20 protein-coding genes are annotated in these 17,897 nt (G+C 69.8%); 7 read left to right on the forward strand and 13 right to left on the reverse strand.

What is annotated here, in order from left to right; all coding sequences use genetic code 11:
* Positions 1–84: 84 nt before the first annotated feature.
* The 4 genes from HALNA_RS02650 to HALNA_RS02665 are packed head-to-tail and all read right to left on the reverse strand — an operon-like array spanning position 85 to position 4,604.
* Positions 85–1,377, reverse strand: coding sequence for a DUF58 domain-containing protein (locus tag HALNA_RS02650; protein WP_049934848.1), 1,293 nt, complete (start codon positions 1,375–1,377; stop codon positions 85–87).
* Positions 1,374–2,012, reverse strand: a complete 639-nt coding sequence (locus HALNA_RS20440) for a DUF7269 family protein (RefSeq protein ID WP_049934849.1) — start codon at positions 2,010–2,012, stop codon at positions 1,374–1,376. The genes HALNA_RS02650 and HALNA_RS20440 overlap by 4 nt, the downstream gene beginning before the upstream one ends.
* Positions 2,009–2,302 (reverse strand): DUF4129 domain-containing protein, encoded by a 294-nt coding sequence (locus HALNA_RS20445; protein WP_049934850.1) that lies wholly within the window; start codon positions 2,300–2,302, stop codon positions 2,009–2,011. The genes HALNA_RS20440 and HALNA_RS20445 overlap by 4 nt, the downstream gene beginning before the upstream one ends.
* Positions 2,241–4,604, reverse strand: coding sequence for a transglutaminase family protein (locus HALNA_RS02665; RefSeq protein WP_049934851.1), 2,364 nt, complete (start codon positions 4,602–4,604; stop codon positions 2,241–2,243). Before HALNA_RS02665 ends, HALNA_RS20445 begins: the two co-directional genes overlap by 62 nt.
* Before the next feature lie 96 nt (positions 4,605–4,700).
* Here HALNA_RS02665 and HALNA_RS02670 point away from each other — a divergent pair, with 96 nt between their 5' ends.
* The gene (locus tag HALNA_RS02670; RefSeq protein ID WP_049934852.1) at positions 4,701–4,979 is read left to right on the forward strand and encodes a DUF5808 domain-containing protein; all 279 of its coding nucleotides are present in this window, start codon (positions 4,701–4,703) and stop codon (positions 4,977–4,979) included.
* 117 nt (positions 4,980–5,096) lie between these two features.
* Entirely contained in the window at positions 5,097–6,101 is a 1,005-nt protein-coding gene (locus HALNA_RS02675; RefSeq protein ID WP_049934853.1) for a DUF5787 family protein, read from the forward strand.
* Here HALNA_RS02675 and HALNA_RS19750 read toward each other — a convergent pair.
* The 4 genes from HALNA_RS19750 to HALNA_RS02690 all read right to left on the reverse strand — a co-directional run bounded on the left by HALNA_RS19750 (position 6,094) and on the right by HALNA_RS02690 (position 8,026).
* Positions 6,094–6,270 (reverse strand): hypothetical protein, encoded by a 177-nt coding sequence (locus HALNA_RS19750; RefSeq protein WP_157573426.1) that lies wholly within the window; start codon positions 6,268–6,270, stop codon positions 6,094–6,096. The genes HALNA_RS02675 and HALNA_RS19750 overlap by 8 nt on opposite strands.
* A gap of 31 nt (positions 6,271–6,301) precedes the next feature.
* Complete coding sequence (locus HALNA_RS02680; protein ID WP_049934854.1) at positions 6,302–7,126, reverse strand: MBL fold metallo-hydrolase; 825 nt, start codon at positions 7,124–7,126, stop codon at positions 6,302–6,304.
* A gap of 77 nt (positions 7,127–7,203) precedes the next feature.
* Positions 7,204–7,431 carry a hypothetical protein gene (locus HALNA_RS02685; RefSeq protein ID WP_049934855.1) on the reverse strand — a complete coding sequence of 76 codons (228 nt, stop codon included), beginning with the start codon at positions 7,429–7,431 and terminating at the stop codon, positions 7,204–7,206.
* A gap of 64 nt (positions 7,432–7,495) precedes the next feature.
* Positions 7,496–8,026, reverse strand: a complete 531-nt coding sequence (locus HALNA_RS02690) for an ATP-binding cassette domain-containing protein (RefSeq protein ID WP_084509870.1) — start codon at positions 8,024–8,026, stop codon at positions 7,496–7,498.
* Between HALNA_RS02690 and HALNA_RS02695 the strand changes: the two genes are divergently transcribed.
* Positions 7,984–8,832: a nitrilase family protein gene (locus tag HALNA_RS02695; protein WP_157573427.1), complete on the forward strand. Its 849-nt coding sequence runs from the start codon at positions 7,984–7,986 to the stop codon at positions 8,830–8,832. The two genes, HALNA_RS02690 and HALNA_RS02695, sit on opposite strands and share 43 nt — an antisense overlap.
* On the opposite strand, the gene HALNA_RS02700 is transcribed toward HALNA_RS02695, so the two are convergent.
* Genes HALNA_RS02700 through HALNA_RS02710 form a run of 3 tightly spaced genes read right to left on the reverse strand, consistent with a single transcriptional unit; the run spans position 8,829 to position 12,298 of the window.
* Positions 8,829–11,327, reverse strand: a complete 2,499-nt coding sequence (locus tag HALNA_RS02700; protein WP_049934858.1) for a heavy metal translocating P-type ATPase — start codon at positions 11,325–11,327, stop codon at positions 8,829–8,831. The two genes, HALNA_RS02695 and HALNA_RS02700, sit on opposite strands and share 4 nt — an antisense overlap.
* Positions 11,324–12,115 carry a sulfite exporter TauE/SafE family protein gene (locus HALNA_RS02705; protein ID WP_084509871.1) on the reverse strand — a complete coding sequence of 264 codons (792 nt, stop codon included), beginning with the start codon at positions 12,113–12,115 and terminating at the stop codon, positions 11,324–11,326. Before HALNA_RS02705 ends, HALNA_RS02700 begins: the two co-directional genes overlap by 4 nt.
* A gap of 3 nt (positions 12,116–12,118) precedes the next feature.
* A complete protein-coding gene (locus tag HALNA_RS02710; RefSeq protein ID WP_049934859.1) occupies positions 12,119–12,298 on the reverse strand; it encodes a hypothetical protein in 180 nt (59 codons plus the stop codon).
* A 173-nt stretch (positions 12,299–12,471) separates the two neighbouring features.
* Between HALNA_RS02710 and HALNA_RS02715 the strand changes: the two genes are divergently transcribed.
* From HALNA_RS02715 to HALNA_RS02730, 4 genes are read left to right on the forward strand one after another with little or no spacing between them, the layout of a single operon-like run.
* The gene (locus tag HALNA_RS02715) at positions 12,472–13,776 is read left to right on the forward strand and encodes a halocyanin domain-containing protein (RefSeq protein WP_049934860.1); all 1,305 of its coding nucleotides are present in this window, start codon (positions 12,472–12,474) and stop codon (positions 13,774–13,776) included.
* A 12-nt stretch (positions 13,777–13,788) separates the two neighbouring features.
* Positions 13,789–14,292, forward strand: coding sequence for a cytochrome c oxidase subunit II (locus HALNA_RS02720; protein WP_049934861.1), 504 nt, complete (start codon positions 13,789–13,791; stop codon positions 14,290–14,292).
* A 1-nt stretch (position 14,293) separates the two neighbouring features.
* Positions 14,294–15,973 carry a b(o/a)3-type cytochrome-c oxidase subunit 1 gene (locus HALNA_RS02725; protein WP_049934862.1) on the forward strand — a complete coding sequence of 560 codons (1,680 nt, stop codon included), beginning with the start codon at positions 14,294–14,296 and terminating at the stop codon, positions 15,971–15,973.
* A gap of 11 nt (positions 15,974–15,984) precedes the next feature.
* On the forward strand, positions 15,985–16,560 hold the full coding sequence (locus HALNA_RS02730; RefSeq protein WP_049934863.1) for a hypothetical protein: 576 nt from the start codon (positions 15,985–15,987) through the stop codon (positions 16,558–16,560).
* Here HALNA_RS02730 and HALNA_RS19755 read toward each other — a convergent pair.
* A complete protein-coding gene (locus tag HALNA_RS19755) occupies positions 16,557–16,703 on the reverse strand; it encodes a hypothetical protein (RefSeq protein ID WP_157573428.1) in 147 nt (48 codons plus the stop codon). The genes HALNA_RS02730 and HALNA_RS19755 overlap by 4 nt on opposite strands.
* Before the next feature lie 312 nt (positions 16,704–17,015).
* On the reverse strand, positions 17,016–17,876 hold the full coding sequence (locus tag HALNA_RS02735) for a hypothetical protein (protein WP_049934864.1): 861 nt from the start codon (positions 17,874–17,876) through the stop codon (positions 17,016–17,018).
* Positions 17,877–17,897: the final 21 nt, after the last annotated feature.

Raw genomic sequence — 17,897 nt, forward strand, 5'->3', positions numbered from 1 at the left:
GGGCCAACGCCATCGGCAACTGTTCGTCTCGATCCCAGTCGACGACGGCCGCCCCGACCGGCGCGCCCGTCGACACCCTGCACATCACCGCACCCCCGCCCGGAGCGCCCGGGCCAACGCCATCGGCAACTGTTCGTCTCGATCCCAGTCGACGACGGCCGCCCCGACCCCTCGCATCCGGTCGAGCCGAACCGCACGCTCCAGTGCGAGCACCCGCCCACCCACGGACGCCGGCGTCACCGACGGCGAGAGGACGGTCACCGCGTGGCCGCGGCCCCGGAGCGACTCCACCGTCGACACCGCCGCGTCGTCGAGAGCGGGCGTACAGTGGATCACCTGGGCCGACGCGGGGAGGCGGCCAAGCAGTTCGCGGCTGTCGCCGCCGGCCCCGTCGGCCCGCACCGCGTCGGTGACCCCGTCGTCGGCGCCGGTCGCGGCGGCGTTGCAGACGGCGGCGGCGTGGGTCGCGAAGGCGTCGGCGTCCGGCGGCACCCACGCCGGTCGGCGGTCGGTGATCGGATCTGCGGTGCCGAGGGCGCCGACGCCGACGTGGTGGCCCTCGTCGCGAAGCGTTCGGACCGCGAGGGTGGCGGCGTACGCACACAGCGTCGCCCCGGTCGGGCGCGACGCCTCGCCTGCGACGTGGTTCGGCTCGCGGCCGTCGATCAGTACCGCCACCCGTGCGGCGCGCTGTTCGCGGTACTCGACCGTCGATAGCTCGCCGGTCTTGGCGTAGCGCCGCCAGTTGATGCGGTTGACCGGGTCGCCCGCGCGATAGTCACGGGTGGCGTGAAACTCGACGCCGACGCCGCCCGTGTCGGTCGCCATCGACCCGGTGAAGGCCGCGGTCCGCCGGCAGAGGGGTACGTCCTCGGCATCGATTCGACACTCGAACGCCGCGGCGCCGTCGGCCTCGCGGGTCGCCTCGTCGACGACCGTTCCGCTCACGCTCGACGCCCGGAGTCGGACCGGCTCGAACGCGTAGCGCCCGCGGTTCGCGGTCAGCGTATACGTCGCCGTCGTCGACTCGCTGCTCCGAAGCGCCGCGCCCGTGCTCTCCGACCCGTCCCGGACGGCGAGTTCCTCGGGCACGCCGTCCCGGACGCGCAGGTCCGGCACGACCGACTCGCCGACGTTCGTGGCCGTCAGCGTCACCTCGACAGGCTGACCCGGGAGCGGCGCCTCCGGCCGAATCTCGCGTTCGATCCGCACCCGGCCGTCGAGGGGCGCGAGCGTCGACAGCGCGCCCTGGATGACGAACGCGAGGGGGACGACCCCCGCGACCAGGAGCGTCGGCGTCCCCGTGCCGACGCCGACGGCGACGAGGAGGACCGTCGCCGCGGCCAACCCCCCGTACCGCCGGACGCGACGGGTCACGACGACCCCTCCAGCGCCGCACGGAGGGCACGGAGTCGGCTCCGCGGCGACGACACGTCCGGCGCCTCGTACCCGGACGACCGTTCCTCGTACGCTCGCTCGGTGGCGGCGAGCGCCCGACGTACCCGTCGGTCGTAGGCGCGACCGGGATAGAGCCACGCGTACAGCCGGTGATACCACGGGTAGTCCACGTCGGCGGTCGTCGAGAGGAAGGCGGCCGCGTATCGGTCGTCGGTCCACGTCCCCCGGTCGACGGACGCCGCGGCGTCGCCGTCGACGCTCGCGACGACCACGTCCCGGAGTCGCCGCCGGATGGGGTCGCGCGCCGCGTCGTCGGGACCGTCCTCGACCGCCCGCTCGTGGTACGTCGAGAGGTCGGTCCCGGCGACGGCCGGCGTCGAGGGAGCTCCCTTGCGCTCCGACATCGGCGTCGTGACGTCCGGTTCGGTGAGCCACGAGTACAGGAGGCCGATCACGCCGGCGACTGCGCCGGCGAACACCAGCGCCAAGCCGCGGTCGACACCGGTCCGTATCGACGCCGGAACCGACCCCGGCGCGTAGCCGTACCAGACCGCGAACCCGACGCTAGCGAGGGCGAGGCCGACCCCGCCCCGACGCAACGTGAGGTGGCTCATCCCTCTCCCCGAACCGCCTCACGAACCGCCCGAAGCGCCTCGCGGGCGCGGGAGAGGCGGTCCGCATCGGGCGCGAAGCGGCCGTACTCGGCGTCTCGATACGCCTCGGTCAGTGCGTGGATCGGCGCCGCCGGCAACCCCCGGTCGACGGCGTAGCGCGCGATCTCCCCCGGCGTCCGGGTGGTCGCCCGCGGCGGCGCGACGAGGCCGACGAACTCGCGCCAGAGGTCACGGAGCGTCGCCGTCCCGTCGTCGCCGTCCTCGGCGTCGAGCCCCGAGACCGTCGTCACGCGACCGCCCCCACCGTTCGACTTCGATTCGGCCGACACGCTCCGCGACAGCACCGCCGCCAGCCACCGGCGGAGCAGCCGGACGAATCGACGCGGATCGAGCGCCGCGAGTGCGGCCAGCCCCTGCGTCGCGAGTCGTCCCGGGAACGCTACGAGACGCCCCAGCCCGCGACGGAGCGTCCTCCCCGCGGCGACGAGACGGTCGGCGGCCCGGACGCAGGCGCTCGCCGCCCACGCGACGATCCGAGGCAGTCGCGCCGCCACCGCCCGGCCCGCGCGCCGCGCGGTGACGTTTCGCCGCCGGAGCGCCCGGCCGACGAGTGCGAGGCCGACCAGTCCGGCGGCGCCGACGACGGCGGCGTTGCGGGCGAGCGGAAGGGACACCCGCGCTTCCCCACCGCCCGGGCCGCGGGCGACGACGCTGGCGCCTCCGGCGACCGGGAGCGAGACGCCGAGCGTGCCGTTTTCGGTCGTCGTGCCCGCCTCGCGTCCGTCGACGGTCACCGCGGCGCCGCCGACCGGCGTCCCGTTCCGCGTCGTCGTCACCGTCGCCGAACCGCCCGGGAACACGAGAAGCGGCGCCGACACCGAGAGATTCAGCGGCGGCGGCTCGGCTCGTGGCGCCTCGCCGGCGGCGTACACCCGAACCGTCGTCGTCGCCCCGCTCGCCGTCGAGGGTCACTGTCGCCCCGCGGACGGGCACGTCACGGATCACCGCCCAGACCGTCATTCCACCGCCCGAGACGGGCGTCCCTTCGACGGTGATCGTGACGTTCGTGTCGCTCCGGTAGGTCCGCGAAGATCCGTTCGGCGCCGGCGCGGCCCGCTGTGTGGCTATCGGCAGTCCGTCTGTCACCGCCCCGCCACCGGCCGGAAGCGCCGCGCCGCCGGCCCACAGGTCGGCCGCCGTCCCGCCGTCAGCCCCTGTCCGATTTCCCGAGGACCGTGCCCCTTCGTATTTGCTCGCCCCGTCCGGCGGCCGCGCGGTCACGGTTAGCTCGGCCGCGTAGGGGAGTCGCGTCCGAACCGTCCCGTTCGCGCCCGTCCAGCCGACCCGCTCCCCGTTGATTTCGACCGGTGCGCCGACGACCGGCGACCCGTTCTTGGCGACGCTGACCGTGACGGGCGCACCCGCCACTGCCGAGCGGTTCAACGAGATGTCGTACGGCGGCTGGGGGTTCTGCACCGGCAGTCGTCCCGAAGCCGTCGGATCGAATCGTACCCACCCGGTCCCGGGGAAGAAGGCTTCGACCCACGCGTGCCCCCGGTCGGCGGTGACGAGATACTGCTTTTCGCCCACCCGCTCGCCCGGCGCGTAGCCGACGACGTACCGCGCCGGGATACCCTGCGTGCGCAGCATGACCACCATCGACGTGGCGTAGTACTGGCAGTAGCCCGACTCCATCTCGAAGATGAACTGGTCGGCGACGGGTTCGCCCGGTTCGTGGCTGGCGTTCAGCGAGTAGGGCTTCCCCTTGAGCCAGTCGCGGATCGTCACGGCCCGATCGTACGCCGTCTCGTCGCCGGCGGTCAACTCGTCGGTGAACGCGCCCACCCGATCGGGGGTCGACTCCGGCAGTTGCGTGTACCGCTCCTCGATCCCTTGGGGGTAGTCGGTGCCCGCCGCTCGGAGCGTCGACGGGTCCGCCGGCGGCGCCGCGCTTCGGGCCAGATACGTCGTCTCCGCGGGGAGCCGGCGTGTCGCGCGAACCCCCCCGACGCTCGACGCCTCGACGCTCGCGCTCCCGTTCGGCACGCTGACCGCGCTCGGCTGCCAGGCGGTCGGGAGCGACGACGAGGGGACCAGCAGGGTCACCTCGTAGTCCATCGCTCGCCCGTCGACCGTCCGCGCGTCGTTGGGAACGCCGTCGGCGATGGATCGCCACTGCGGCGAACTCGACCACGCCGACCCCGTGTACGTCGCGTACGCCGTCTGTCGCCAGTAGGTGTTCTCGCCACCCTCGACGACGAACTGTGGCGTCTGGGGGAGTTCGCCCTCGAACCCCCGTGTCGAGCCGATTCGCGTCCGATCGGGCGGCTGCGAGAGCGGGACGCCACTCGGCGATCCGCCACGTAACGCCTCCATCGGGGCCGTGGACGCCGGTCGCTCCCCACCGGCCTCGGCCGTCGCCGTCGCTGCCGGCGTCCCACGGTCGCTCGGTTCGCTCGCGCCGCCACCGAGTCCGGCCGCGGGAAGCAGCGCCGCCGCGACGACGAGCGCCGCGACGGCCGCCAGTGCGAGCGCGGCTTCGCCGTACTCGACCCCCGTTTCGTCGGGGCCGTCGGACCCCTCACCACTCATTGCGGATAGCGTCACTCGGCCGCCGTCGACAATAACCCTGTTCCCGCTCGGCGTCGAGCCGAAACGATTTATCCCGGGGAACCGTACGACTCGGCTATGGCAGACAAGCCGCAGTCAGGATCGATTCTCGGCATCCCGTACAACTTCGAACGTCCGAGCCTCGGGCGCCTGCTCTCCGCGCACTGGAAGCCCGGTGAGGGGATGATCGTCGAGAAACCCTTCGGCATCGGCTACACGCTGAATCTGGCGAACTGGCGGTCGTGGATCGTCGTCCTCGTCGCCGGCGTCCTGCTCTGGCAGGAGCGCGGCGGCGCCGACGACTTCGACGAGAGCGACGACGGCGACGAACCCGTCGAAGTCGTCGTCGACGACTGAGACGGTTTATCGTCACTATTCACCGGTCAGCCGCCGTGACGTGTCGGCGCCGTACCGGCAAACGGTTACGACACCTCCGATGACCGCCCGTCACCGCCGTCCCGACTCCGCCACATCATGAACGCCGACGAGCACGCGGGGTCGGAGTACGCCTTCGAACTCGCGCTGTGTGCCCACCTCGAACGCACCCGAGACTGGGTGCTCGGCCGCCAGATCGGCGCGTCGGTCGCCGACCCCGGCGCCCGCATCGTCGATGTCTGTGCGGTCGTCCCCGGCCCCGAGTTCGACCGCCGGGCCGCGATCACGAGCGAGACCATCCCGCCTCGTGCCGTCGAGAGCGACGTGGGACCGGGCCGCGCCGTCGACCCCGCTTCGGCGTTCGACTGCTCGCCCGACCACGCCCGGAGCGTCGCCGACCGCGCCGTCGACGTGGGCTACTTCGAGGCCGAACACCGTGGGAGTCGCCGGCACGTCCGCGCGACGGCGCGCTACCCCGACTGGATCGGCCGCCTCGTCGGCATCGAGAACAAACCCGACCTCGGCCGCCCCGGCGACCTCGAACGCCAGTTGCGCCGCGACGCCTCGCTCGGCCTCTTCGACACCGTCGTCCTCGCCACCGAGAGCTACGTGACCGGCGCGCATCTGAACCGTATTCCCGACGCGGTGGGCGTCTGGCGGTTTGGCGAGGCCTCGGAGACGCCTCGGGGCGGCGACGCCGCCGACCTCACCGTGATCCGGGACCCGACGCCGCTCGATCCGGCCGCGCCGGGGATCGAACCCCTCGCCGACCGACCGCTCCGGACGGACGTGGCCGTCGTCTCGCCGGACGCGAAGGCACGCAAACGCCGCGCCGTCGCCGAGCGCGCCTACGGCAAAGGGTGGCGTCCTCGCGAGTTTCCGGGCTGTGCGTCGATGTGCCCGACCGACGACGGCCGGCCGTACTGCGCCGCCTTCGAGCGCGTCGTCGACCCCGCGAGCGACTGCGGCGAGTCGTGTCCGGCCGTCGACCCCGCCGACCCGCCGACGGTCGACCGCGAGGCGTTGCGCGACGCGCGGACGCCGTGGGTCGCGGAGCCGGCGGGGGTGGCGCGGCGACAGGCCGGGCTGGATCGGTTCAGGTGAGGCGGGCGACGGCCGTCACGGCCGCAACGAGGGCGGCGAGTGCGAGGCCGGCGACGGCCGCTCGCTGGGGGTCGGGCGTGCCGAGGAAGAGCACCGAGGCGGCGACCCAGGCGAACGCGCCCGCGAGGCCGCTGGCGGCGCCGCGGCCGAGCGTCGAGGCGACGGTCATGGTGGGTGTGTGAGGTCGGGGCCCATTATACTTACAGATCGTACTGCTCGCCGTCGACGGCCAGTGGCTCTTCGAACGCCTCGTCGGCCGGGTAGTAGTGGGCGAGATGGACAAGCCGCGTCCAGTCGGCACCCAGTTCGGCGGCCAGATCTAACGCCCCCTCGCGGGTCATGTGTTTCGTCCCGAAGGTCCGCGGGACGCCGTCGGAATCGTGGTGTTTCCCGCCGAGTGGGTGGTGTACCGCCGACGACGCGGGGACGATACCGTCCGCGAGCAGGAGGTCGGGGTCGGACAGTGCTGCCCGCGAGTCCCCGGGAATCCCGTAGCTCGTATCGCCGGTGAGCGAGCATTTCGCGCCCGTCTCGGGGTCCTCGACGACGACGCCATAACACAGGAGCGGGGGGTGGTCGACGGGGACGAGACGCACGTCCAGCCCGCAGGTGCGAAACCACTCGCTCGGCGTGTGGTCGCGGACGCTCACGCGGTCGAGATAGTCGTATTTCCGGCGGATGGTGTCGGCGACGCTCTCCCCGGTTACGGGGTCCACCTCGTTGGCCGCGTGGACGGGCAGGTCGTCGAACAGGCGGTAGGCGTTGCCGAGGCCGTCGAGGTGGTCGAAGTGGATGTGGGTCACCAGCGCGGCGTCCGGGAGCGACACGTCGTGTGTGAGAAACTGGTAACGGAAGTCGGGGCTCAGATCGATCAGTAGCGACTCGCCGGTCCGCCCGTTCTCGACGTGGACCGAGAAACGCGAGCGCTCGACGCCCAGTTCGCGGGCGCGTTCGCAGGTGTCGCAGTCACAGCCGACCGTCGGCGTGCCCGTCGTATCACCCGTCCCCAGTAGCGTCACCCGCATTCGGTCGCCGATTGCCGCCCGCCCGTCTTATACTGTCGGATGTTCCCGGGCCGAAGCGGTGGTGTCCGTCCCCACCGTCAGCGCCCGCGATTCACGCGGTCGGACGCGTAGCCGTGACCGACGACGAGCGCCGCGGCGTTGCAGGCGAGGAGGACCCCGATCCACGTGAGCGGGACATTGAGTGCCAGCAAGCCGATGACTGCGAACGGGAGGGCAACGGCGCTCCAGAAGGCGGCGGCGCGGACGGCGGAGCCGGTGCGCGCGGCGGCGGACCGAGCGCGGTGGGTGGCGACGGATGGGACCATACGTGGTTCTCGAACGGGCGATGCAAAAGGGTGTGTAAGACGAAAGCGGGCGTTTGAGTGACGGTCAGATACCGATGTGTTTCCTGATGAGGCCGTCGTTTTGTAACCGTTCTACGTCGCCTTCCTCGACGATGCGACCGTTCTCGATGATGTAGCCCCGATCCGCCACGGCGAACACGAGTTCGATGTTCTGCTCGACGACGATGACCGGTACGTCCTCGTTGCGGTGGATCTCGGGAAGGATTTCGCCGATCTGTTCGACGATGGACGGCTGGATTCCTTCGGACGGTTCGTCGAGAAGGATGAGTTCGGGATTGGTCACGAGGCCGCGAGCGATTGCCAGCATCTGCTGTTGGCCGCCACTGAGCGTCCCACCTTTCTGTTCGAGTCGCTCCTCCAGAATGGGGAAGTACTCATACACGCGTTCGCGGTCCAGCGGCGTCCGATCACCGGCCGCGTACGTCCCCATCTGCAGATTCTCGTCGACGGTCAGATCCGGGAATATCTCCCGTCCCTGCGGGATCAGCGTGATTCCGCGGCGTGCTCGCTCGTGTGACGACCCGAGTCGGCGACTTGGAGGGGAACCGCGAGAAATCCTGTGAGTTCATCGAGGACGCCGCCGAACGCGGCGCGGATTTCATCGTCCTCCCCGAACTCGCCAACTCGGGCTACGTGTTCAACTCCCGCGAGGAGGCGCGGTCGCTCGCCGAGCCCATCCCCGAGGGGAAGACGGCACAGCGATGGATCGACCTCGCCGAGGAGTACGGCGCCTACATCGTCGGCGGCTACTCCGAACGGGACGGCGACCTGCTGTACAACTCCTCGATTCTCGTCGGCCCCGACGGGTACGTCGGCACGCACCGGAAGGTCCACCTCTGGAACGAGGAGAAACTCTGGTTCGAACCCGGCGACGAGGTAGCGGTGTTCGAGACGAAGATCGGTCGGATCGGCATGCAGATCTGTTACGACCAGTGGTTCCCCGAACTGACCCGGATTCAAGCGGGCAAGGGCGCCGACATCATCGCCGAACCGACCAACTGGGTGCCGATCAACGAGTACGAGCAGTCGGGACGGATGGACGAGGACGAACTCGCCCGCGCGAACTACCTCGCGGTGTCGAACGCCCACGTCAACACGGTGTGGTTCGCCTGTGCCGACCGCGTCGGCACCGAACGGGGCCAGCCCTTCCTCGGCCGCAGCCTCGTCGTCGACCCCGCGGGCAACCCCATCGCCGGTCCCGCGAGTCAGGAGGACGAGGAACTGCTCCTCGTGGAGGACTGTAACCTCATGGACGCCCGCAAGATGAAGACCTGGAACGACCACAACGTCATCCCGCGGGACCGCCGAACCGATCTCTACGACGAACTCTGTGGATACGAGGACGACCCACACGCCTTTTAACGCGCCTCGGACCCACCGTCGGCGACCGTCGCAGCCGGCTCCGGCGTCCCGTCCGGGGATGACGCCGTCGTGGGCGACGACTCCGCGTCACGCTCCCCCGTCCCCAGCCCCCGCGCCGAGTTCCCGACCACCAGCAGGCTGCTCGTCGCCATCGCGACGGCCGCGACGAGGGGATTGAGAACGCCGAGTGCGGCCGCCGGCACGGCGAGGACGTTGTAGAGGAACGCCCACCCGAGGTTCTCGTGGAGACGGCGCTTCGTCGCCGCGGTCAGGTCGAACACGGCCGGAACGGTCGTCAGGTCGTCCGTCGTGACGACGGCGTCGGCGGCGTCGGCGGCGAGGCGGGTGCCGCTCGAAAGCGAGATGCCCAGGTCGGCGGCCGCCAGCGCGGGGGCGTCGTTGCTCCCGTCGCCGACCATCACCGTCGTCCCCTCCGCGCGGAGTCGATCGATCACCTCGGCTTTCGCCTCGGGAGGCACGCCGGCGAAGGTGTCGTCCACGTCGGGATGGTCGCGGAAGCGGGCGGCCGCCGGCTCCCCGTCGCCCGTGATGACGACCACGCGATCCACCGCCGCCGCGACGGCCGAGACGACCGACTCCCACTCCGGACGGGGTTCGTCGCCGGCGACGAGCACTCCCCGGACCCTGCCGTCCCAGCCGACGTAGGCGGCGATACGCCCGGCGTCGACGGCGCGGTCGTAGCGCTCGCGGTAGGCGTCGGGAATTTCACAGTTCTGGAACAGATCGGCGCGGCCGACGGTTACGCGGTCGCCGGCGATACGGCCGCTCACGCCCCGTCCGGGGTGGTGCTCGAAGTCGTCGACGGCGAAGTCGGGGATATCGACCGCGTCGGTCACCGCCGTCCCCATCGGGTGATCCGCGAACGTCTCGACGGCGGCGGCGCGGGCGATGGCGTCGCTTTCGGCGGACTGCGTCCGGCGCTTCGAGGAGTGTGGCTCCTCGCTGTCACCGACCGCGTCGTACAGTCGCATCTCGCCCGTCGTCAGCGTCCCCGTCTTGTCGAAGGCGACGATGTCGGCCTCGGTCGCGCGCTCGAACACGTCGCCGTCGGTGATGACGACTCCCGAATCGAGCGCCTCGCGGACGCCCGCGGCGACGGCGAGCGGCGTCGCCAGCCCCAGCGCACAGGGACAGGAGACGACGAGGACGGTCAGCCCGGTCAGAAACGCCGTCGTCGGCGCCGCCCCGAGGGCGAGGTGGACGGCGAAGGCCGCCACGGCCAGCAGGACGACGACGGGGACGAACACCGCCGCGATGCGGTCGGCGAGGCGCTGGACGCCCGAGCGCGAACTCCGGACGTTCCAGAGGTGGGTGACGAGGCGGTCGAGCGTACTCGTCGCGGCGTCGTCGGCTTCGATCACGAACCCGCCCTCGGCGACGAGGCCGCCGCCGATCACCTCGTCACCGACCTCCCGCCGGACGGGCACCGACTCGCCGGTCACGAGCGACTCGTCGACCGCGGCAGTCCCCTCGATCACCGTGCCGTCGACGGGCACGCGGTCGCCCGTGCCGACGACGAGTTCGTCGCCCGCGGCCACGTCCTCGACGGCGACTGTCTCCTCGCCCTCGTTCGTCCGCCGTCGGGCCACCTCGACCCGGCTCTCGGTGAGTTCGGTCAGTCGCCCCGCCGCGCGCGCTTTCAGGCGCGTCTCGTAGTAGCCGCCGAGCGTCACGACGATGACGACCACCGTCGTGATGTCGAAGTAGACCTCCGTCCCGCCGAGAAGGATCGTCGCCGTGGAGTAGACGTAGGCGGTGCCGGCCGCCAGCGCGACCAGGAGGTCCATGTTCGGCCTGCCGGCCCGGAGGCTGACGTATGCCCCCCGGAGGATGGGGTAGCCGGTGTACCCGAGGACGATACTCGTCATCAGCCAGACGTTCCAGAGGAGATACGTCCCCGCGATACCCGTCACGTCGAGGAGGCTCACGTCGAGGCCGAGGTAGGTCGGGTAGAGAAAGAGGACGTACCACGCCATCGTCATCATGCCGAAGAAGCCGCCGATGATCAGGCGACCGATCGTCTCGGTGGTGTCGTCCTCCCCGTCGGCATCGACGGGGCGGGCGCGGTAGCCCGCGCCGTCCAGAATCGAGGGGAGGTCGGCCTCGTCGAGGCGGTCCGGGTCGTAGACGAGTCGAACCAGGTTCGAGGGGTACGACGCCTCCGCCTCGACGACGCCCTCGTCGTCCGTCGCCCGCGCTTCGAGAAACGCCTCACAGGTCGCACAGTGCATCCCGTTGACGGCGACGAAGGCCGCCTCGGTGTCCCCCGTCTCGGCGGCGGCCGACGCGTCGTCGGCGCCGAGGGCCGCCCGCACGTCGCCGGGGCCGTCCACCTCCGCGGCAGCCGACGCGTCGTCGGCGTCGAGGGCCCGTGCCACCTCCAGACAGCCCCGACAGCAGAAACGCCCGTCGACGGCCTCGTCCGTGACCGGCGGATCGGGCGTCGGCAGGTCACAGAGCGTACAGGACATCATCCGAGCGGTTGGTAGACGGGGATCATCGGGTGGGGGATGTGGATGCCGACGAGCATCAGCCCGTGCGCCAGCGGCAGGTAGCCGAGGACGACGAAGGCGACGCCGAGGACCCGGTGGAGCCCGACCCGCGTTCCCGTATCGAGCGATTGGAAGACGGTACCGTAAGCGAGCAGCGTCGGCACGGTGCCGATACCGAGAACGGCGAGCGACAGCGCCCCGCGAAGCGGGGAGCCGACGGCGAACGCATAGAGGAAGGCGGGGTAGAGCAACGGACAGGGCAAGAAGCCGTGGAGTGCGCCGAGTGCGGCGATTCGTGGGCCGCCGACCCACCGATCGACGCGGGCCGTGACCGCGCCGTAGAGCCGTGCGAACGCGTCCCCGACGACCGGGAGCGAGCCGCCGTGTCCGACCGAGCCCCGGACGACGTAGCCCGCGCCGGTGAGGACGATGAAACCGCCGGCCACGATGCCCGTGATGGCGCGCACGTCGGTCGCGACGGCGGCGACGGCCGCGGCGTCGAAGAGGACGGCGCCGAGCGCCCCCATCAGTCCGCCGATGAGCGCGTAACTGGCGGTCCGTCCGGCGTTGAAGAGGAGATGCTGGCGAACGTCGATGGGGCGCACGCGGTCGGCGTCGGCACCCATCCGGTTCGCGTACAGCGTCACGAGCGGCCCACACATTCCGAGACAGTGGGCGCCGCCGAGCACCCCGATCGCGAGGAAGACGAGCAGCCCAACGTCACCCTGTACGGCGGGGAGTACGCTCGACACGCCGGCGAGTGACAGCATAGCCTACGCGGAGGCGGCCTTGACCGTCGACTCGCTGGGCAGGAACATAACGTACACGCTCGCCGCGATGAGAACGACGTTGACCAGCGCGACGGCGACGACGGTGCTGATCGAGAACGCGTACGCCGCGACAGGCAGCAGTGCGAGCAGTCCGACGACCGGCACCTGGTGTACGGAAATCATACTGGGATTCTCGGGGAGTCGTCCTAATAACTACCTCCGCCATTCCAGCGAAGCGAAAATCGCCGGTTCGTATTATATGTGCAAGGTGGTGAGGTGGCACGTATGGTGGTAGACGACGGCAGTGAACGACTCGTCGGGACGTGGGATGGACCCCACGTCGGGAGGCGACGACGATGAACCGGGACCCCGACGGTGGGCCACGGACGCTCACTCGACGGGCGGCACTCCGGACGGCTGCGGGGACCGTCGCCGCCGGCGTCGCCGGAACGGGCGTCGCCGGCACCGCCGCCGCCCAGGGCGGCGTCGACTACGGCGGCTGGTTCGGGAACGCCACCGGCGGCGAGACGGGGAACTTCGACGGCACCGTCGACCGGACCGGTCAGGACTCGGTGACGGTCGACGTCGGCGCCGAGGGCAACGGCGGGCCGTACGCGTTCGGTCCGGCTGCCGTCCGCGTCGATCCCGGTACGACGATAACCTTCGAGTGGGTGTCGAACACCCACAACATCCTGATCGAGAGCCAGCCGTCCGGCGCTAGCTGGGGCGGCGTCGAGGCCATCGAAAACTCCGGATTCAGCCACGAACACACCTTCGAGACCGAAGGCATCTACAAGTACTACTGTCAGCCACACCTCGCGCTCGGGATGAAAGGCGCCATCGTCGTCGGTGGCGGTGGTGGTGGCGGCAGCAGCAGTGGCGGCGTCGCCGCCGACTACGGCGACTGGTTCGGGAACGCCACCGGCGGCGAGACGGGGAACTTCGACGGCACCGTCGACCGGACCGGCCGGGATTCGGTGACGGTCGACGTCGGCGCCGAGGGCAACGGCGGCCCGTACGCGTTCGGGCCCGCCGCCGTTCGGATCGATCCCGGCACGACAGTCACGTTCGAGTGGGTCTCCGACACCCACAACGTCCTGATTCAGGAACAGCCGTCCGGCGCCGGCTGGAGCGGCCACGAGACGATAGAGAACTCCGGGTTCACCTACGAACACACGTTCGAAACCGAAGGCGTCTACAAGTACTACTGTCAGCCCCACCTCGCGCTCGGGATGAAAGGCGCCATCGTCGTCGGCGCGGCACCGTCCGGGGGCGGCGGTGGTGGTGGTGAGACCCCTGCCGGCGGTGGTGAAGCCGGTGGTGCCGGGAGTTCGCCCGCTCTCACGCTCGCGTTCCGGCTGGTCGGCGGCGCCGTCGCGGCGGCGCTGGCCGTCGTCCTCGGCGTCACCGCGTGGGTGTTCATCAACTACGACGAGTTCACGACCGGCGGCGGAACGGCGGGCGCCGTCAAATCCGTCGCCGAACGGACGCCGGCCGAGTCGGTGTTCGAGTCGGGGGTCGTCCGCGAACTCGGCCACGACGACTTCGATCCGTACGGCACTGCGACGCTCATCGCTATTTACGTCGGTCTCATCAGCCTGCTGTGGGTGTTCATGTACTTCGTCGAGTTCCTCGGCGGCGGACCGACGGTGATCGGATAGGAGGGCACGCACATGGAAATTCACCGATACGAGAAGATCTGGACTGCCGCTGCACTGCTACTCATCGTCGGGCTTATCGCCACCGTGACCTACGGTGCGCTCGGCCCGGGTGTGAAGATGGTCGACGACTCCGGCGGGACGGTCGATCCCGGATCGCTCGGCGAGACCGAGTTCGCCGACCCCGGCGTGACACGGACCGGCGAGAACCAGTACGAGGTGCACGTGGTCGCCCGGCAGTTCCTCTTCCAGCCGGGCACTACCTCGCCGATCCGCGTCCCGGCGAACTCGAAGGTAACGTTCTACATCACCAGCGCCGACGTGGTCCACGGCTTCGAGGTCGCCGGCACCAACGTCAACGTGATGGTGGTCCCCGGACAGGTCAGCGAAATCACGGTCCGATTCGACGAGCCAGCACAGTACGGTATCGTCTGTCACGAGTACTGTGGCGCCGGCCACCACACGATGGCCGGACAGCTCGTCGTCGTCCCCGAAGACGAGTACGACGGAGGTAACTAGCATGGCATACGTCGACGACTTTCCGACCGACGCACGCATCGTTCGCTGGAATATGGGGGTCGCCTTCCTCGCGCTCGGGGTCGGCGGCCTCTTCGGGATGATTCAGGCGCTCCACCGGACGGGCATCTTCCGCGGCTTCGTGAGCTCCGCCGATTACTACACGGTGCTTACGGGTCACGGCGTCCTGCTCGCCCTGGTGTTCACCACGTTCGCCCTCGCGGGCCTGTTCACCTGGGGCGTCACCCGGAGTCTCGACCGGCCGCTCCCGAGTCCACGCTTCACGATGTCGTGGTTCGTGCTGATGCTCGTGGGCGCCGTCCTCGCGGCCGTCACCATCCTCGGGGGTCTGGTCCCCCAGATGCCGCTGAAGGCCGACGTGCTCTATACGTTCTACGCCCCGATGCAGGCACACCCGCTTTTTTACATCGGGCTCGTGCTGTTTATCGTCGGGTCGTGGCTCGCCGGCTTCGACTGGTTCCGTACCTACTGGCAGTGGCGCGGTGACAACCCCGACCGGCGCATCCCGCTGCAGACGTTCATGGTCCTCACGACCATGCTGATGTGGTATATCTCCTCGGCCGGCGTCGCGGTGGAGGTCCTCGTGTTCCTCCTGCCGTGGTCGCTCGGCCTGATCGAGAGCGTCGACCCCCTGCTCACCCGGACGCTGTTCTGGTACTTCGGCCACCCGGTCGTCTACTTCTGGCTCATGCCGGCCTACTTCATCTGGTACACCGTTCTGCCGAAGCTCTCCGGTGGCCGCCTGTTCAGCGACCCGCTCGCCCGCGTCGTCTTCGTCCTCTTTCTCCTGCTTTCGACGCCGGTCGGCTTCCACCACCAGTACACCGACCCCGGCATCCCCGAGGGCTTCAAATTCATCGCGATGACGAACACGATGTTCCTCCTGTTGCCCAGCTTACTCACCGCCTTCACCGTCGTCGCCAGCATCGAACACGGCGCGCGACAGCGCGGCGGTGAAGGGCGTCTCGGCTGGCTCCGCTCGCTCCCCTGGGACGAACCCGCCTTCGCCGGCTGCGTGCTCGCCGGCCTCATGTTCGCCGCCGGCGGCTTCTCCGGCATGATCAACGCGGGCATGAACATCAACTACCTCGTCCACAACACGCTGTGGGTGCCGGGTCACTTCCACCTCACCGTCGGCACCGCCTCGGCCCTGACGTTCATGGCCGCCGGCTACTGGCTGTTCCCACAGATCACCGGCAACCGCCTGCGCTTTCGCTCGCTCGCGACCGTCCAGCCATACGTCTGGTTCATCGGCATGACGCTGATGTCGAACGCGATGCACCGGGCCGGCCTCGCGGGCGTCCCGCGCCGGACCGCCGAACCCCAGTACGACGCCGTGACGTTCCAGGGTGTCGTCGGCGGGATCAGCGAGATGCGTCTCCAAATCGCCATCGGCGGCACGATCCTCTTCGTGGGGCTCGTGCTCTTCCTCGTCGTCATCTTCGGCACGTGGCTCGCCGGCAGCGGCAGCGACTCCCTCCGGGTCAACGGGACGATCCCAACACCACTCTCCGGCCCCGAACACAGCCCGAAGATTCTCGACAACCTGAAGCTCTGGACGGCCATCGCCGTCGTGCTGATCGTGCTCGCCTACGGGCTGCCGCTGTCGGCGCTGCTCGCCGACGGCCTGTTCGCACCGGGTAGCCCGCCGATCCCCGTCTAACCTCCCTATTCGTGACCGACACACCCGACGACGGCGACGACACGCCAGGCGGCCTCTCGAAGCGGACGCTGATCCGCCTGCTGGTGGGGTTCGGTATCGGCATCCCGATCCTCGTCGAGGCGATCACCTTCCTCGGCCTGCTCGACCAGCAGTTCGGCGGCGGGGAGGACCCCGACACGGGGTCGACTGCGACCACGACGGCCACGCCGAGTGTCGCCGTCGGCGACGACCTCCTCCCGGAGACCGACCGATCCGAGACGCTCGCCTCGGCCGTCCTGCGGGAGGTCAGTGGCGACCGCTGGCCCCTCACGCTTACCGTCGAGGTCACCAATTCCGGCGACACTGATTACGAGTTCCAACTCCTCACCATCCATCTCGACGACGGTCGGACCGTGAGCGGGCGCACGAGTACCGACCGCCTCGAACCCGGCGAGCGGCGGGCCATCACCGGCGAGTGGTCCATCCCCGCCGGATCGACGCCGCGTTCCGTTGAGGTGGTCGCGCTCGTCTATCCCGGCGACGACGGCGCAGTCGAGACTATCGAACGCCGCGTCGAACTGGCGAAAATCCCCGTCCGAGGCGGCTAATTCTCCTCGGCGTCGCCGAAGGCCGTCGGTTCGATGCGGATATACTCGTCACCGTTCACGTCGCCGCGCTGGAAGCGTAGCCACCGCTCGTACGGTCGAACGGGACGGTCGGATCGGCTGCCCTCGAGACCGCGGTTTCGCATATCGCCCGCCGACCCTCCCCAGCGGTAGCCCCGAGCGGTCAGTTTGAGCGTCCCCGCGCGGTTCTCCGCGCAGTTGTACTCGAACGCGCGTGACCGTCGCGCTCCCCCGCTATCGGCGTCGGAGAGGCGCCGTTACTGGACGGGCAACCGAGCCGCCGTCGCTCGCTCCGCGACGGGGTGGCCCCAGCCGAGTCCTCGTAGACGCCCACCCTTTCGGGTCGCCCCGGACTCTCATCTTCGACGGGAGGACGGCCGGAGAAAAGATTCCGGGCGGTTTGCCGGGTCGCCGGACGTGCCGCCCGAGAGTTCCGCTCAGTACCGCGAGGGCAGGTACGCCATCCCGAGCAGCATGATCGCCGTGCTGAAACTGACGATCGAGACGCCCCAGAGACCGTTGACGTGGTCGCGGTAGCTGTCGATTTCGTTCACCTGTTCCTGGTAGACGTTGTAGTCGCTCTCGAGGACGAGCGTGCTGTTATCGGGGAAGTACGCGAAGTACTGTTGCCCGTTCACCGTCACGTTCGCCTCGTTGCTCACGCTGACGGTGTTGGTCCGCGGCGCGGTCCACGCCAGGGTCGCGCCCTCGCCCGTCACGTCGGCGACGGTCGTCGCGTTCCCCTGGAACTGGAGGGTGTCGTCTTCCGCGTACTGTGTCGTGGACGGCGTCGGGAAATACTCGCTTGCGGGGATCAGCGTCCGGTTGTCGCCCGCCTCGCGGACGACGTACTCCGTGCCGTTCACCGTCACCGTCTCGTCGTTGACGGCCGTGTCCGCCTGCAGGACGGCGCTCCGGTTGATCTCCTCGACCAGCTGGAACGAGGTGGGGTCGTCCGCGTCTTCGACGAGGACGCGGTACTCCTCGTCTTGATACGTGATGGTCGCGTTGTGCTCCCATGTCTGTGTGTACCGAGCCGAGTCGTTGGTCCAGGAGAGCTCCCCGGAGCGGGTGACGCTCGGGGCACCGCCGTGGCCGCCGCCGCCGGACGTCTCGGCGGAAATCGACGAGACGGTGTACTGGCGGTTATCGACCGAGAACTGGTCCCCTTCTGCGAGCCTGTGATCGGGATTCTCGAACCCGATCGTCGGCGCCGTGGCCGTCGCGATCACCGAGTACGACGCCGCGCCGAGCACGATAAAGAACGCGACGTAGATGGCTGCAGCGCGTCGTTGCATACGTCGAATCTAGTCCACCCG

This window comes from Haloplanus natans DSM 17983 (assembly GCF_000427685.1).
Taxonomy (GTDB): domain Archaea; phylum Halobacteriota; class Halobacteria; order Halobacteriales; family Haloferacaceae; genus Haloplanus; species Haloplanus natans.

Coding starts and splice junctions, on each gene's coding strand:
- HALNA_RS20440 (WP_049934849.1), bottom strand. CDS start 2,012: ATGAGCCACCTCACGTTGCGTCGGGGCGGGGTCGGCCTCGCCCTCGCT.
- HALNA_RS02665 (WP_049934851.1), bottom strand. CDS start 4,604: ATGAGTGGTGAGGGGTCCGACGGCCCCGACGAAACGGGGGTCGAGTAC.
- HALNA_RS02670 (WP_049934852.1), top strand. CDS start 4,701: ATGGCAGACAAGCCGCAGTCAGGATCGATTCTCGGCATCCCGTACAAC.
- HALNA_RS02675 (WP_049934853.1), top strand. CDS start 5,097: ATGAACGCCGACGAGCACGCGGGGTCGGAGTACGCCTTCGAACTCGCG.
- HALNA_RS19750 (WP_157573426.1), bottom strand. CDS start 6,270: ATGACCGTCGCCTCGACGCTCGGCCGCGGCGCCGCCAGCGGCCTCGCG.
- HALNA_RS02680 (WP_049934854.1), bottom strand. CDS start 7,126: ATGCGGGTGACGCTACTGGGGACGGGTGATACGACGGGCACGCCGACG.
- HALNA_RS02685 (WP_049934855.1), bottom strand. CDS start 7,431: ATGGTCCCATCCGTCGCCACCCACCGCGCTCGGTCCGCCGCCGCGCGC.
- HALNA_RS02700 (WP_049934858.1), bottom strand. CDS start 11,327: ATGATGTCCTGTACGCTCTGTGACCTGCCGACGCCCGATCCGCCGGTC.
- HALNA_RS02705 (WP_084509871.1), bottom strand. CDS start 12,115: ATGCTGTCACTCGCCGGCGTGTCGAGCGTACTCCCCGCCGTACAGGGT.
- HALNA_RS02710 (WP_049934859.1), bottom strand. CDS start 12,298: ATGATTTCCGTACACCAGGTGCCGGTCGTCGGACTGCTCGCACTGCTG.
- HALNA_RS02715 (WP_049934860.1), top strand. CDS start 12,472: ATGAACCGGGACCCCGACGGTGGGCCACGGACGCTCACTCGACGGGCG.
- HALNA_RS02720 (WP_049934861.1), top strand. CDS start 13,789: ATGGAAATTCACCGATACGAGAAGATCTGGACTGCCGCTGCACTGCTA.
- HALNA_RS02725 (WP_049934862.1), top strand. CDS start 14,294: ATGGCATACGTCGACGACTTTCCGACCGACGCACGCATCGTTCGCTGG.
- HALNA_RS19755 (WP_157573428.1), bottom strand. CDS start 16,703: ATGCGAAACCGCGGTCTCGAGGGCAGCCGATCCGACCGTCCCGTTCGA.
- HALNA_RS02735 (WP_049934864.1), bottom strand. CDS start 17,876: ATGCAACGACGCGCTGCAGCCATCTACGTCGCGTTCTTTATCGTGCTC.